Genomic DNA, 13,492 nt, shown 5'->3' on the forward strand with positions numbered 1-13,492 from the left:
AGGTATTTGTTTTGGTGTGGTTACCTCACTAATACCCTAAATTCGAGGGGGTGGCAAGTTTTTTTGTATAAAAACGCATGAAATAGGGAATACTAATAGATTTTTTATAAAAACTTTTGACAATACGTATTAATTAATGGGGATAATGATATGAAAAACAAGGGGGATAAACAATGTATGAGTATAAATTTGTAGAAACGTCACTTGGTGGACTCTTTTCTCCTTCTACATATAAGGAAACCATTAACTCTTATGCAGTTGATGGTTGGAAATTAGTTCAGGTGTTGCCATTAGAATATAATGGATACGGAAAGCCGAAGTCATATGAAATAATCTTTGAGAGGCCAGTACTAGAAGGAAAGAGTGAAGTATGATGTTCAAGTACTTTATGTTAAGGGTTTTATATACTCTAATCATTTTGTCTGGCGTGTTGTTAATTTCCAATGATTATTTCCTTTACGGATATTTATTAATAACATTTGGAACTATTTTTATGATTGTAAGTTCATATTTTGAGATAAAGGCTAGAAAAAAGCTTGTAAAATCTTCATAAGGAGATTTATCTTTAAGAATCCGTTTAGTGGGAATAGTTTAGGACTAACTTGATGGGGGAGAAATAGATGCAACTGGAATTTAAGGGAATTGATAAAAATAATTATGAACAATGCGTTGAATTAACTGTAAATAAAGAGCAAGAAGATTTCGTTGCTCCAAATTGGTATTCGTTACTTGAGGAGAAATACGAAGGGGGAGAGAAGCATCCATTGGCGATTTACGATCACGAAAAGATGGTTGGATTTATTATGTATTGTTATTATCCTGCAGATGATGATTACCCTCTAGATTCATGGTGGATTGAAAGATTTATGATAGATAAAGAGTTTCAGAACAAAGGATATGGTAAGGCAGCATTAAGGAAGTTCATAGACTACTTTAGAAGTGAGTATGGAAATATTGACCTAAGAATCACAACGGTTCCTGAGAATGAAGTAGCTTCAAAGTTATACGAAAAGATTGGTTTTTCTAAAACGGGTGAAATTGCAGCAGGAGAAGTTGTCTTACATATGAAATTATAATCTAATTAGAGGAGAAAAACGAATGCAATGGTTCTATAATAAGCTTTCTTCTGAAGTATATGACATAGATAAATATATTGGTTTATCATATGGGGATGTAGAGTTTTATAGTGAACGATTGGCTAATTGCAAAGGGAAAATCCTTGAACCTGGTGTAGGAACGGGTAGAATCCTCATCCCACTATTGGAAAATGGACTTCATGTTGACGGTTTTGATGTTTCGGATGAGATGTTAACCATTTGCCGACATCATTGTGAGTCTAGAGGATTAAAACCTAAGTTATTTAATGGGGAAATGCAATCGGTTTTTTTGGATGAAAACTATGAAGCTATTATTGTACCTACTGGAACTTTTCTGGTTTTGCATAAAAGAGAGGATTCGATACAAGCATTAACAAATTTTTATGACCATCTGGAAAATGGTGGCAGGCTAATTTTGGATATCTTTTTACAAACCGACTTTTCAATGGCCAATGTAACCACGAGGAAATGGGAAACTAGCCGTGGGGAGATTATTACATTAGATAGTAAGCTTGTTGAAGTGGACCACATTAATCAATACACAGTCTCGCATCATCGGTATGAGAAGTGGCGTAACGGTGAATTAATTCAGACAGAATTAGAAAGATTCCCATTAAGATGGTATGGGATTGAAGAATTTAAAATGGTTCTAGAACAAGTTGGATTTAGAGATATTCAGATTTCTGCAGATTACAAGTATGGTGAGTATCCAACGAAAACTAGTGAAATTATTACATTTGAAGCGGTTGCGTTTAAGGGGTGATGTCATCATGAATAAAAGAAAAGTTATAGCCCTCATTAACCTTGTCATAAGTGGCTTTGCTGCATTGATGATAACCTTATTCTTTGCTGAAGGGGCAATTGGTGAAAATTACACAGACAAAACTTTTGTTGCACCAGAGTTTTTTATTATTCTGGTAGTATGGGGGATTTCTGCAATTATTGCTTCCATTCAGTTCTTCAAAGATACATTACCTTTTCTTTTTCTCTCAATATTTATTACTTGGGCTTCTATTCCAGTAGGTATCATGATTTCCTTTTCGTTTTAACACGAGTTAATGGTTCTAAAGTGAATTAAATCTATTCACATAAGAGGGAATGTATTTTAGTGAGGTAAGAGTGCAATAACAATATGAACAACATAGAGGTGTAATGGTGAATTATAGAATTAAAAGGTTAGTAATCAGTTTTATTGCTATCATTATTATCATTATTTTATTTATGACGTGGTTCTATCCGTTTTCCAATTACAGTATTTATCAAAGCTATAACTATAAACCAGATTCTGTAATGGTTGCTGGATATTTAGAGGATCTAAATGAATTTAAGATTTCTTTAGAAAAAGACTTGGAACACGAAAATCAAGAAAAAGATGGATATATTAATTTTACAGTTGATAGAACACAATATATCCTTTCGTTATTTGATCAAGATTGGCTTGTAAGTAAAGAACCGGTCCGAATTAGTAAAAGAGATATAGAAGATATGTTATTTAAAGTGGGGAATGTAAGAGAAACTCTATTGGACCTGATTGCAAGAGAGGATTATACCGTAGAGCAGCGAGACTATTTAGTCTCTACGATTAAAAACATTCTATATATAGAAGACCAACTCCATGTTTTAAAAGAAGGAAAAGGAACATCTAGATCATCATTAAGAATCCAGATACATAACCTCCATGGTGAGTTCATGGGAGCTTTTATGATGTACAGTAGCTTTTATAATCTAATTAGAAATCCTATAGAGAATGAATAAGGAGTGGCTATGAGAGGTTTTGTAGATGATTTAGCTGGTGCAATTTACGATTTCATCAAATTTATTATCAAAGGTTTCTCTTATCTCTTAACTGGAATGTTAATTGTGGGTATACCAATCTTTTTATTTATATGGTTAATTAATATTTTTAATTAAAGTGTGGTTTCGATCTTTTTATGATGTACATTTAAGTATGACAGTTAAGGTGATTTCATGAGATTTGAATATAAGCAATGACCTACTTGATAAAAGTAAAAATGAAAGATAGAAAGGGAGTAGAGATGATATGGAGATATTTGCATTTTCCATTGCAGCAGGGGCATTAGGGCTTGCGTTGTTTGCATTTTCTAAACTAGAAAACATAGAAAATAGAGTAAAGGAACTAGAAAATAATGATAAATGATTTATAACCTACTATTTAATTGAAAATAGGTGAGGATTTTGCCAGTTATCATCCATAAGCAATTTATCGAAGCACCGATAAGATTATGCTTTGATCTAGCTAGAAACGTAGACATACATACTAAAACGACCGAATCTACAAAAGAAAAAGCTGTGGCGGGCACTACACATGGACTGCTAGAAAAAGGTGATTCGGTTACTTGGGAAGCAACTCACTTCGGAATAAAACAAAGATTAACAGCTAAGGTCATTTATATGGAAAAGCCTGTGAAGTTCATCGATATAATGGTGAAGGGAGCATTTCACTCGTTTATGCATACACACGAATTTGTTGAAGAAGCTGATGGTACTTTTATGATCGATACTTTTGAATACAAGTCACCCTTTGGCTTTTTTGGGGTTATTGCAGATAAGTTGTTTTTAGAAAAGTATATGACTGTTTTTCTAGCAAACAGGGCTAGGGAATTAAAGAAGATTGCAGAAGGTATGTGTTAATTAGAAACATGGGGGGATAAGGATGAAGTTTAACAAGGTAATAAAAGATTTTAAGGCAGTGGGTATGAAAGGTTATGGAGCTTTCTCTAACTTCGCTAACGATGTACCCTCACTTGCTCAACAAGTAATGCTTCGCTCTAATGAAATTCAAAGTCAGACCGGTGTTGAGGTAGCATTTTTTGAGCCTAAGAAAGACGAGAACCATCTTGAAGGACAATACTATGTAGGATTAATCGTTCCAAATCCGGTTAAAGAAGTCCCTGTTGCTATGGATTATATTGAAACAGAGCAACATTATGTAACGACTAGAGGTAAGATTACTAGAATCGGAGAACTTCATTCAAGTTTGTTAGGATGGGCAAATGAACAAGGGTATAAAAGAGATCTTGACTCGTATATAGTTGAAACCTATCATCCTATAGAAGGTGGCGAAGAAGAGGTAGAGATTTACTTACCAATCTGCGAATAGTTAATCCGGTGTTTGTGTTTGAATTATTGTAAATATCTTAAGGAGAAAATACATTGGTAAAATCATTAATCTAACCTGGAATCATTCGGACATTTTCTTCCTGAAAGGATGTAAATAATGAAAAGGATGTTCGCTATATCTATTTTGTTCATAACAATTGTAATTGCAGGATGCCAAGATAAGGTTTCTAAATACAAACCCTCGTCGGAGGATGTGATAAATAGGTATGTAGAAGTGGAGAATGTGGAAAGATTTCAGGAATTCTACCATAACGTTTTAAATGGTAAGGAAGATACTGTCCGCGTGGTAAATTATACAACAGAAGGCGACCCATTACTTCATGATTTGGAATACAATGGAGACGTTATTAAATCGACTTTTGATACAAGAAGCGATAAGTTTGGTGAAGGAAACTTACATACTGCGACATGTAACGCCATTGAAGTGATTGAACTGTCTCAAAGAACGGAATACTATCTTGAAGGTTGTGGGGATTATGATTATGATGAGATAATAACTATTTTGCATGAGTCAGAATGATTGTGCAGGAAGTACAAAAAGTATCGAGACAGCATTGTTATTAAAAGTAGTTATTGGAGGTAAGTCATGGTGAATGAAAAATCAGACTTAACACAACCAAATGGTGTTAAAGAAAAGAAATTAGAAATAATTGATGGATACACGATAAAGTACCATGCAAATGGTAAAACCATGTGGTCAAAAGGAAAGATAATGGATGATAAACCAGAAGGCTATTGGGAATGGTATCGTGTAGATGGAACAATCAAGCGGTCAGGATATTTTGACAAGGGTGAACCAGTTGGGGAATGGATCACCTATGATAGTAAAGGTGAAAAATACAAAATTACTAATCGTGATAAAAAGTAAATCAGACTTTCAAGATATGCTTAATGTAATAAATATAGTGTAAGGACTTGGGATTTGCCAAGTCCTTTTTTGTGTTCTGTGGATATTAACAATAAAAAAACAGTAATAATCAATAACTTTTTATTGTAAAACGATAAAAGTTGTTTTATAATCAATATAGAAATTATATCCTGATGATATTTATGAAGCGGAATGGACTGAAAGGATGATATAGTATGGGTTTAGCTATCCAACATGAAGTAGAAAAAAATACAAGGAAGAGTCAGCCTTTGAGACCACTAAAGCAGCTCTTTCATTTTGGATGGGAGCTTGCCCTTTCCTGTGTATTTCCTGTTGTAATATTTGCCTCATTAGCAATTACACAAACCATCTCCATGCCACTCTTACCTCGGTATGACTGGTTACTCATTATCTTTCTTCTCATGCAGGTATGGATGGTCCGTTCTGGTCTGGAAACGAAGGATGAATTAAAGGTCATTACACTATTCCACTTAATTGGGCTTGCACTTGAAATCTTTAAGGTACATATGGGATCGTGGTCTTATCCGGAGGACGGTATCGCAAAAGTTTTCGGTGTACCGTTGTATAGTGGATTCATGTATGCGAGTGTAGCCAGTTTCCTTTGCCAAGCATGGAGGAGACTACAGGTTGAATTAATAAAGTGGCCCCCGTTTTGGCTAGTAGTTCCACTTGCTGCTGCCATCTATTTAAATTTTTTCACCCACCATTATTGGATTGATATTCGGTACTGGTTGGCTGGGTTAGTCATCATTGTTTTTTGGAAATCATGGGTCTCTTACGATGTAAATGGAACTAGATACAGAATGCCTCTGGCGCTATCTTTTGTCCTTATCGGATTTTTTATTTGGATTGCAGAGAATATTGCAACATTCTTTGGAGCATGGAAATATCCAAACCAAACGGATGCCTGGAGTCTGGTTTCTCTCGGAAAAGTAAGTTCTTGGGTCTTATTAGTCATTGTTAGTTTTCTTATTGTAGCAACGTTGAAAAGAGTAAAAGGGAGAACTTCTAGAATAAATAAAACAAGATAAGTAATTAGAAAAGGAACATGAATAAATCTCATGTTCCCTTTTTCTAATTAAGCATTCAAGTTATAATTCTCTTCTTGAAATAAACGAGGGTAGCGTGATTGTTTAATCGCTTAGTAACACCGGTTTTCTGATAGCCCATTTTCTCGTATAAATAACAATTTCTTTCTTCCTCCAATATGGTCGCCAGTTCCCATGTAATTGCCTGAGGAAACATTTCTTCTATTAAGGTAATAGCCTTCTGCGCTATTCCATTCCCTTGATAAGTTGGTAGGATGAACATCGGGCTTATCCAAAACCGTGTGTCCTCTTTACGATTAATACAGATAGCTCCAACCAAGGTATTTTCTGCTATGATCTTATAAAATCCACCATGTGGGTAATTGATTCTAGTTAGTACCCTTTCAATCGTTTCATTAGCTGGATTTGAATCATGGTCGTTATATTTATCCAATAATGGTTGGAAAGCCTCTTTTTGTATTTCTAATATAGATTGTGCATCTTTTACTGTTGCTTTTTCTAATTGTATCTCCATTATCTCACCCTCATTATCCAATCTTGATACCTCTTAATTAGGTTAGCAGTTTAAACATTCCTTAATCGTTTCCTGTGAAAACTTGGCTTTAATTCAGCAATTAGAATTGCCATTAGAATTAACACAGCTCCTGTAATCATGCGGCCAGTCAAAATTTCATGTAAGAATATTACCGATAAGACCATCCCGAAAAATGATTCCATGGAAAGAATAATCGCACCCTTGGTAGCCGTTGTATAGCGGAAGGCAACATTCTGACAAACATAGGCTATCGTTGTTGAGAACACTGCTAAATAGACAATCGAATAAATAGCTTCTTTTTCAAATGTTGTTGGAATATCTCCTTGAATCAATACGGCAACAATCCCAATGAAAGATGCCGTAATAAATTGCATGATGGTAAGTGAAATTGCATCTTCTTTCTTTACAAAATGATTCGTGTAAAAAATATCGAACGCAAAGGCCACGGCACAAGCTAAAGACAGTGCATCTCCAATATTGATTGTTAGTGAGCCTTGTAAGGATAAGAATCCAATACCAATAATGGCAATGATAGAACCCCAAATTTCGTAACGATCAATCTTCCGTTTATAAATAAGGTAGGCAATAATTGGGACAATAACAACATTTACCGCTGTTAAAAAGGCATTCTTAGATGGTGTTGTGTATTCTAACCCAACCGTTTGTAAGGCGAATCCAATATATAATATCGTTCCTAATATGGCGCCCTTCCAGATAATAGATTTAGTGAATGTTTTAAACTTCTTTCCAAATAATAGAACCAGTATGATGGTAGCTAATACAAATCTACCGGCCATGACTTGATAAGCAGATAAATATTCTAATGCAATCGCAGTGACGACAAATCCACTGCCCCAAACAATTGCGGTAATAAGGAGCATTCCATCCCCAATATATTGTTTCATCTTTACTCTCCTACTCTCTAACTCTCCTAGTTCTTTCCTATCCATTCCTATCAATAGGGATGTAATCAGAAGAAGACATGTTCAATTAGTATGATTATAAAGCATGGATGAGAAAAATTGTTAACTTTTATATCGAATGTTATTGACACTTTATTACAGTATTTTTATAATTATACATTATAATGAATTATTATGTGTATTTGATTTTACATAAATGGGAGTGTATGACGTGCATCACACTATAAAGATAGATGAGATTATTGAAAGAAAACGAGATTTATATATTGATATAAGCGAAAAAATATGGGACTTTGCTGAGATGAGTTACGAGGAAAAAGAATCAGCTGAACTGCTTTGTAAAGCTCTAGAAGAACAAGGGTTTGAAGTAGAACGAGGGGTAGCTGGGATAGACACGGCTTTTATCGGGAGTTTTGGAAACAGTGGTCCCGTTATGGCTATTCTTGGTGAATTTGATGCACTAGCAGGTTTGAGTCAGGAAAAAGGGCTAGCGGAGTATAAGCCTCTTTTGAAAAATGGTAGTGGGCATGGTTGTGGTCATAATTTGCTAGGAACAGGAGCACTTGCAGCTGCTGTTGCAGTAAAAGAATATCTGGAGGAGAATGGCCTTCCAGGAACAGTACGGTACTACGGGTGTCCAGCAGAAGAAAGTGGTGATGGTAAAACCTATATGGTACGGGAAGGCTTATTTGATGATGTTGACTTTGCCTTAACCTGGCATCCGATGTCAGTTAATGCGGTAAGTTTAATGAATGCTCTAGCAACCTATCAAGTGTATTTCCGTTTCAAGGGTCGCGCTTCCCATGCAGCAGCGTCACCACATCTAGGTAGAAGTGCGCTGGATGCCGTGGAGTTAATGAATGTCGGTGTGAATTATTTACGTGAACATATTATTGACGATGCAAGAATTCATTATGCCATTACCAATACCGGTGGATTTTCTCCCAATGTGGTACAGGCGGAAGCCGAGGTATTGTATTTAATCCGTGCACCAAAGGTTGGAGAAGTAGAGAAAATCTATCAACGAGTTTGTAAAATTGCTGAAGGAGCAGCTCTAATGACAGAGACAGAGCTAGAAATGGAGTTTGATAGCGGCACCTCGGATTTGATTCGTAACGCCACATTAGACAAAGTAATGATGGAAAATTTTCATCAGTGGTTCCCATTGCCATTAAATTGGGGTTTGATTCTATTGTAGGAACTGCAATGGTTTTAGTTGGTGTTTCGGCAGGATTTACGGCAGCTTTCTCCAATCCATTTACTATTGGCGTTGCCCAAGGGATAGCAGAATTACCAATTTTCTCTGGGATGACACTACGAATTATTTACTGGTTATTATTTATGGCGGTAAGTATTGCGTTTGTCATGAGGTATGCACATAAGGTGAAGAAAGATCCGACGAAAAGTATCATGTACGAGGAAGGACAAGTTACGTCTACTGTAACGAAAGTGAAAAAACAAGAGAAATTAACCAAGATACAGGCTATAACATTAGGTGTCTTATTACTGACATTAGTCGTTCTTGCTTATGGTGTACTTGAATATGGGTGGTATATTATCGAGATTGCTGCGTTATTTTTGATTTTTGGTATTATAGTCGGTCTTATTAATAATATGAAAATCAATGAGATAGCAGAGAACTTTGTAAAAGGGTGTAAGGAGCTTGTTGTCGGTGCACTTGTTGTTGGGTTCGCATATGGTGTTCTAGTTTTACTACAAGATTCCAACACTATCGATACGATTTTAAATGGTATTACAAAAGCTATTTCAGGAATGCCTAGTGAATTAGCAGCACTTGGAATGTATGTAATGCAAGGGTTAATGAACTTTATTGTAACATCAGGAAGCGGTCAGGCAGCGTTAACCATGCCCATCATGACACCTCTTGCGGATTTACTAGATGTAAATCGACAGACAGCAGTTCTCGCTTTCCAAATGGGAGATGGAATATCGAATATTTTTGCCCCGACAAGTGGATTATTATTAGCCGGAATTGCAATGGCGGGGATTTCGTATGGTAAGTGGTTTAAATGGATTTGGCCATTGATATTAATTCATTATGTGTTGGGTGCTATTTTTGTGACGATTGCACATATGTTTGTTTGGGTTTAAAAGAAATAGAACTTCCAATTATTTGGAGGTTCTATTTTTCTAGTTTAACGTTTATACCCATTAAATGGAAAGTTTGTTTTTAGTATAGTCTCTTGGTGTAATGATGTATTTAGCGATAATAATTGCCGTTAGGAATACCAGGCAGAAAATATTTGTGCTATTACTTGTAATGAAGTGTGAATGAATAAGTTGCAAGTGTACCAACATGTTTAAAAGAAAGGATATTAAAAAACCTGCAATAGAAAAGCACCTTAAGCAACTGCATAACCACAATCTACTAGATTTTGTATTTGTTTTATTCTTTTTCATGTTTAGCAGATGCTTTGTTTGAAGTAATAGACCATACGAAACTCCTAAAACAAAGATAGTCACTACTAAATATCCAATTACATCCATATCTTATCTCCACCTATTGTCGTTACATTTCATTATTATACTATCATATTATTATAATATATTATAAATTTTCATTTAATAGGAACATATATTCGTGATATAATCTTGTAAAAGGTGGCGATGAAGAATGAATAAAGAAATCATAAACATACAAGAGCGGATGGATTATTATAAGGTACAAGGATTAACAATCGCTTTAATGAATAATGGCCGGGTTGATGCCATAGAAAACTACGGAGTGCTAGAAGCAGGAACTAATAGAAAAGTAGAAAATGGAACTGTATTTAGTGCTTGTTCTATTAGTAAATTTGTAACGGGAATGCTTGTGATGAAGCTAAAGGAAGCTGGCGTTCTTGATTTGGATGAGGACGTGAATATAAAGTTGCAAGGTTGGAAAGTCCAGGAACATCAATTTAGTAGTCCGGTAACTTTACGACATTTACTCAGTCATCAGTCAGGTATTGTGGATCCGGAAGGTAGTTTTATAGAATTAGATTCTCGGTTTGGTAATCCTTCCATGATAGAGATTTTAGAAGGGAAAACCCCTTATTGTGTTTCGCCTATACAGGTAACGCATGAACCAGGAAGTGAATTTCATTATGCAGATGCAGGATACTGTATTATTCAACAACTAATAGAAGATGTGACCGGAGCCTCCTTTGAACAGGTAATGAAGGAACAGATTTTTCAACCATTAGAAATGGAAAGTAGTACATATTTGGTAGATACTTCAGAACTTGGAAATGGGAGCTTTTCTTGCGGTCATAACAAGAACGGTGAAATCGTTACTGGGAAATATCCAATATATCCCTACCCTGCGGCATCGGGATTATGGACAACTTCCTCTGATTTAGCCAAATTAGTTCTTGAATTATTGCATGCAGTCCATGGGAATAGCACGTTGGGCATTTCAGTAAATAGTGTAAATGAAATGATTAGCCCACAGGGAGGGAAAGATTGGACTGGATTAGGGGTTTTCCTAGGCGAATCCGGTAATGGTTTAGAAGTGTCATCACTAGGTTGGGGAGTAGGATTCCAGTGTATGATGGTTGCTAAGCCACATATAGGGATAGGCACTGTGATCATGACTAATGCAGAATTAGGTGTACATCAGATGGAAGGGTTAATTGGCGAGATTTACAGAGAAATCATGTAAAATAATCCTAACCGTGTTATTTTGAGAGGAAGATTTATTTGGACGTATTTAGCGATATGATAGAGACAGAAAGATTGGTTATCCGCCCACTTAATAATGAAGATTATACTACCTGGTACACTCAATTTGAGAATAGGCTTCCGTCACAACATAGATATGATGAGGGGAAATTAGATATGGGAGTCTGTACGAAAAAGTGGTTTCAACAATTGGTAGATAATCATCGTAGCTTGGCATTGGAAGACAAAATCTATGTTTTTGGCATTTTTCGTAAAGCTGACAATGCCCATCTAGGTGCAATCGACTTCTCTACTTTATTAAGAGATGATTTCCAGTGGGCAAGGGTAGGGTATACCATACATAATCAATTTTGGAGAAAAGGTTATGCGAAGGAAGCTGTGAAAGCAGCCATTCATTTTGCTTTTGAGAAACTAAATTACCACCGTATTGAAGCACATATTAATCTTGATAATTTTCCTTCCATTAAGCTAGCTGAAAGTGTTGGAATGGAATTTGAATGTGTTCGTAAAGGCTTTATCTATGAATTTGAAGAATGGACTGATAATCTAGTATATTACATCAATCGAAGTTAGTTATTACTTGTAACGATTAAAAAATCTGTAAAACCCTATTAGGATTTTACAGATTTTTATGTCTGTTATCTATTTACAAAGTATTTTTCACCAAGAAGTTCCTTTTCCTGGTACGTATCACTAGCCAATTGCTCTTTCACATAATTAGTAAGCTCGGATGGAGCGACATCATACATCACTTCAATCTCTTTAGCAAATAGCAACTTTTCTTCTTTTATCAAATCAGAAAGAGATGGTTGTTTTTTAGGCTCCGGAGTATCATCTAAGGCTTGTGCTAAACCTGATACATAATATTCAAATGGGCGGCCTCCAACAATTTTTACCCCTTTATTATCTTCGTTAACCATGATAATCGTTGGAAAACCTCTAGCACCAAGTTTTCTAGTTAGAGCAAAGTCTTCCATGAGCAAATCATGTCCGGCTTTTTCGTTTGCTTCTTTTACAATTGCTTCTCCATCTAGCCCCATCTTATTAACAACCGCAATCATAACCGCATTTTCACCAATGTTCTCATTGAAAGCAAATAGTGCTTCTCTTGCACGACGTAAGTATTCAGATGCTTTTTCATTACCGTGCAGTTTTTGAATGATTTTAAATACACGAGATGGAGGGAAAGATGATTGAACAGGATTGTCAATCATCAGTGAACCATCAATTGGCATACGTGTATGCTCCCCAACTTCTCTCCAGTGACCAGCAACATCTGCAGGTTTATAGATGCCATTAGCAGGATCAATTGGCCCGTCATGCCATTTTTCCAATAGTCCACCCATTACAGTGTGGAAGTTGAAATAGTGACCATATTGTTCTGTGAAGCGGCGAAGTGTAGGCTCAATCGCCCAGCAATGGGAACAAATTGGGTCGGTAACATAGTATAAATCTACTTTTTTAGTAGGTTGGTTTAAATCAATGATTTCCATTTCGTCGTCACCAGCTTCCCCACAAATTCCAGTTTCTAAGTCACAAATCATATTTTGGTTACTCATACAGTAACTTCCTCCTTTACACGAATCGTTTTAAGTGCGGTAGACCATTCAATCACTTCATCTAGTAACTTTTCAACTGTATCCTTATGGAATGGCGCTGGATTGAATTTGCTCATCTCCTCAAAGTCGGTGAATAAACTCATTCCAACATGCGTTCCTACGGTTGCTACTTTTGGAACCGATAAGATCAGGCGTAATTCATTTGCAGCTGAAACACCAAGTGTTGATCCGTAACTGACAATCCCTGCAGCTTTGTTATTCCACTCTTGGTATAGATAATCGATTGCATCCTTTAATCCGGAAGTTATGCCTTTATTGTATTCTGCTAGTACAAATATAAATCCATCCAGTGAGTCAATTTTTTCCGACCAAGGTTTTGCTTCAGGTGTTTGATAATCTCGCGTAAAGACTGCAGGTACAGATTCATTATATCTTGGTAAGTTGTAATCCTTAATGTCCACTAGTTCAAATTCTGCATCGGTTCTTTGGTCTGCGATGGATTTCACCCATTCTGCAACCTGTGTATTAACACGGGAATCTCTTGTACTCCCTGTGATAATTCCAATTCTAACCATAATCGAATACCTCCTAATATTGTGTAATAAGTGCTACTTA

At 35.9% G+C, this 13,492-nt stretch carries 18 protein-coding genes and 1 pseudogene; 15 read left to right on the forward strand and 4 right to left on the reverse strand.

From position 1 onward, the window contains the following. Positions 1-173 precede the first annotated feature (173 nt). The 11 genes from BN999_RS16570 to BN999_RS16615 all read left to right on the forward strand — a co-directional run bounded on the left by BN999_RS16570 (position 174) and on the right by BN999_RS16615 (position 6,158). Positions 174-374, forward strand: a complete 201-nt coding sequence (locus BN999_RS16570) for a DUF4177 domain-containing protein (protein WP_096273235.1) — start codon at positions 174-176, stop codon at positions 372-374. Positions 375-620: 246 nt separating this feature from the next. After that, a complete protein-coding gene (locus tag BN999_RS16575) occupies positions 621-1,076 on the forward strand; it encodes a GNAT family N-acetyltransferase (RefSeq protein ID WP_096273236.1) in 456 nt (151 codons plus the stop codon). A gap of 22 nt (positions 1,077-1,098) precedes the next feature. After that, positions 1,099-1,860, forward strand: coding sequence for a class I SAM-dependent methyltransferase (locus tag BN999_RS16580; RefSeq protein ID WP_096273238.1), 762 nt, complete (start codon positions 1,099-1,101; stop codon positions 1,858-1,860). Between the two features lie 7 nt (positions 1,861-1,867). Continuing rightward, positions 1,868-2,146, forward strand: coding sequence for a hypothetical protein (locus BN999_RS16585; RefSeq protein ID WP_096273240.1), 279 nt, complete (start codon positions 1,868-1,870; stop codon positions 2,144-2,146). A 106-nt stretch (positions 2,147-2,252) separates the two neighbouring features. Further along, entirely contained in the window at positions 2,253-2,852 is a 600-nt protein-coding gene (locus tag BN999_RS16590) for a hypothetical protein (protein ID WP_096273242.1), read from the forward strand. 9 nt (positions 2,853-2,861) lie between these two features. Then, the gene (locus tag BN999_RS20765; protein WP_176482014.1) at positions 2,862-3,008 is read left to right on the forward strand and encodes a hypothetical protein; all 147 of its coding nucleotides are present in this window, start codon (positions 2,862-2,864) and stop codon (positions 3,006-3,008) included. A 285-nt stretch (positions 3,009-3,293) separates the two neighbouring features. Then, complete coding sequence (locus BN999_RS16595; RefSeq protein ID WP_096273244.1) at positions 3,294-3,749, forward strand: SRPBCC family protein; 456 nt, start codon at positions 3,294-3,296, stop codon at positions 3,747-3,749. Positions 3,750-3,771: 22 nt separating this feature from the next. After that, a complete protein-coding gene (locus tag BN999_RS16600; protein WP_096273246.1) occupies positions 3,772-4,218 on the forward strand; it encodes an AraC family transcriptional regulator in 447 nt (148 codons plus the stop codon). 117 nt (positions 4,219-4,335) lie between these two features. After that, positions 4,336-4,758, forward strand: a complete 423-nt coding sequence (locus tag BN999_RS16605) for a DUF4362 domain-containing protein (RefSeq protein WP_096273248.1) — start codon at positions 4,336-4,338, stop codon at positions 4,756-4,758. Between the two features lie 66 nt (positions 4,759-4,824). Next, a complete protein-coding gene (locus BN999_RS16610) occupies positions 4,825-5,106 on the forward strand; it encodes a hypothetical protein (RefSeq protein WP_096273250.1) in 282 nt (93 codons plus the stop codon). Positions 5,107-5,375: 269 nt separating this feature from the next. Continuing rightward, positions 5,376-6,158, forward strand: coding sequence for a DUF817 domain-containing protein (locus BN999_RS16615; protein WP_096273748.1), 783 nt, complete (start codon positions 5,376-5,378; stop codon positions 6,156-6,158). A 55-nt stretch (positions 6,159-6,213) separates the two neighbouring features. Here BN999_RS16615 and BN999_RS16620 read toward each other — a convergent pair whose 3' ends face one another. Together BN999_RS16620 and BN999_RS16625 are read right to left on the reverse strand one after the other, a co-directional pair. Next, entirely contained in the window at positions 6,214-6,690 is a 477-nt protein-coding gene (locus BN999_RS16620; RefSeq protein WP_096273750.1) for a GNAT family N-acetyltransferase, read from the reverse strand. Between the two features lie 50 nt (positions 6,691-6,740). After that, complete coding sequence (locus tag BN999_RS16625; RefSeq protein WP_096273252.1) at positions 6,741-7,616, reverse strand: DMT family transporter; 876 nt, start codon at positions 7,614-7,616, stop codon at positions 6,741-6,743. A 214-nt stretch (positions 7,617-7,830) separates the two neighbouring features. Here BN999_RS16625 and BN999_RS16630 point away from each other — a divergent pair. The 4 genes and pseudogenes from BN999_RS16630 to BN999_RS16650 form a co-directional block, all read left to right on the forward strand. Continuing rightward, positions 7,831-8,790 (forward strand): annotated as a pseudogene (locus BN999_RS16630) (amidohydrolase); the annotation flags it as partial. Positions 8,791-8,810: 20 nt separating this feature from the next. Beyond that, entirely contained in the window at positions 8,811-9,746 is a 936-nt protein-coding gene (locus BN999_RS16635) for a YfcC family protein (protein WP_255247505.1), read from the forward strand. A 523-nt stretch (positions 9,747-10,269) separates the two neighbouring features. Then, positions 10,270-11,298 (forward strand): serine hydrolase domain-containing protein, encoded by a 1,029-nt coding sequence (locus BN999_RS16645; RefSeq protein WP_096273260.1) that lies wholly within the window; start codon positions 10,270-10,272, stop codon positions 11,296-11,298. Between the two features lie 56 nt (positions 11,299-11,354). Beyond that, a complete protein-coding gene (locus BN999_RS16650) occupies positions 11,355-11,891 on the forward strand; it encodes a GNAT family N-acetyltransferase (protein ID WP_096273751.1) in 537 nt (178 codons plus the stop codon). Positions 11,892-11,956: 65 nt separating this feature from the next. Here the strand turns inward: BN999_RS16650 and BN999_RS16655 are convergent, their stop codons facing one another. Then, the gene (locus BN999_RS16655) at positions 11,957-12,877 is read right to left on the reverse strand and encodes a DsbA family protein (protein WP_096273262.1); all 921 of its coding nucleotides are present in this window, start codon (positions 12,875-12,877) and stop codon (positions 11,957-11,959) included. After that, positions 12,874-13,452 carry an NADPH-dependent FMN reductase gene (locus BN999_RS16660; RefSeq protein WP_096273264.1) on the reverse strand — a complete coding sequence of 193 codons (579 nt, stop codon included), beginning with the start codon at positions 13,450-13,452 and terminating at the stop codon, positions 12,874-12,876. Before BN999_RS16660 ends, BN999_RS16655 begins: the two co-directional genes overlap by 4 nt. Positions 13,453-13,492: the final 40 nt, after the last annotated feature.

It is taken from the genome of Paucisalibacillus globulus (assembly GCF_900184735.1).
GTDB lineage: Bacteria > Bacillota > Bacilli > Bacillales > Amphibacillaceae > Ornithinibacillus > Ornithinibacillus globulus_B.

Bases quoted from the DNA above. Each gene is read 5' to 3' on its own strand.
- BN999_RS16570 (WP_096273235.1), top strand. From the start codon at position 174: ATGTATGAGTATAAATTTGTAGAAACGTCACTTGGTGGACTCTTTTCT.
- BN999_RS16575 (WP_096273236.1), top strand. From the start codon at position 621: ATGCAACTGGAATTTAAGGGAATTGATAAAAATAATTATGAACAATGC.
- BN999_RS16580 (WP_096273238.1), top strand. From the start codon at position 1,099: ATGCAATGGTTCTATAATAAGCTTTCTTCTGAAGTATATGACATAGAT.
- BN999_RS16585 (WP_096273240.1), top strand. From the start codon at position 1,868: ATGAATAAAAGAAAAGTTATAGCCCTCATTAACCTTGTCATAAGTGGC.
- BN999_RS20765 (WP_176482014.1), top strand. From the start codon at position 2,862: ATGAGAGGTTTTGTAGATGATTTAGCTGGTGCAATTTACGATTTCATC.
- BN999_RS16600 (WP_096273246.1), top strand. From the start codon at position 3,772: ATGAAGTTTAACAAGGTAATAAAAGATTTTAAGGCAGTGGGTATGAAA.
- BN999_RS16605 (WP_096273248.1), top strand. From the start codon at position 4,336: ATGAAAAGGATGTTCGCTATATCTATTTTGTTCATAACAATTGTAATT.
- BN999_RS16610 (WP_096273250.1), top strand. From the start codon at position 4,825: ATGGTGAATGAAAAATCAGACTTAACACAACCAAATGGTGTTAAAGAA.
- BN999_RS16620 (WP_096273750.1), bottom strand. From the start codon at position 6,690: ATGGAGATACAATTAGAAAAAGCAACAGTAAAAGATGCACAATCTATA.
- BN999_RS16625 (WP_096273252.1), bottom strand. From the start codon at position 7,616: ATGAAACAATATATTGGGGATGGAATGCTCCTTATTACCGCAATTGTT.
- BN999_RS16645 (WP_096273260.1), top strand. From the start codon at position 10,270: ATGAATAAAGAAATCATAAACATACAAGAGCGGATGGATTATTATAAG.
- BN999_RS16650 (WP_096273751.1), top strand. From the start codon at position 11,355: ATGATAGAGACAGAAAGATTGGTTATCCGCCCACTTAATAATGAAGAT.
- BN999_RS16655 (WP_096273262.1), bottom strand. From the start codon at position 12,877: ATGAGTAACCAAAATATGATTTGTGACTTAGAAACTGGAATTTGTGGG.
- BN999_RS16660 (WP_096273264.1), bottom strand. From the start codon at position 13,452: ATGGTTAGAATTGGAATTATCACAGGGAGTACAAGAGATTCCCGTGTT.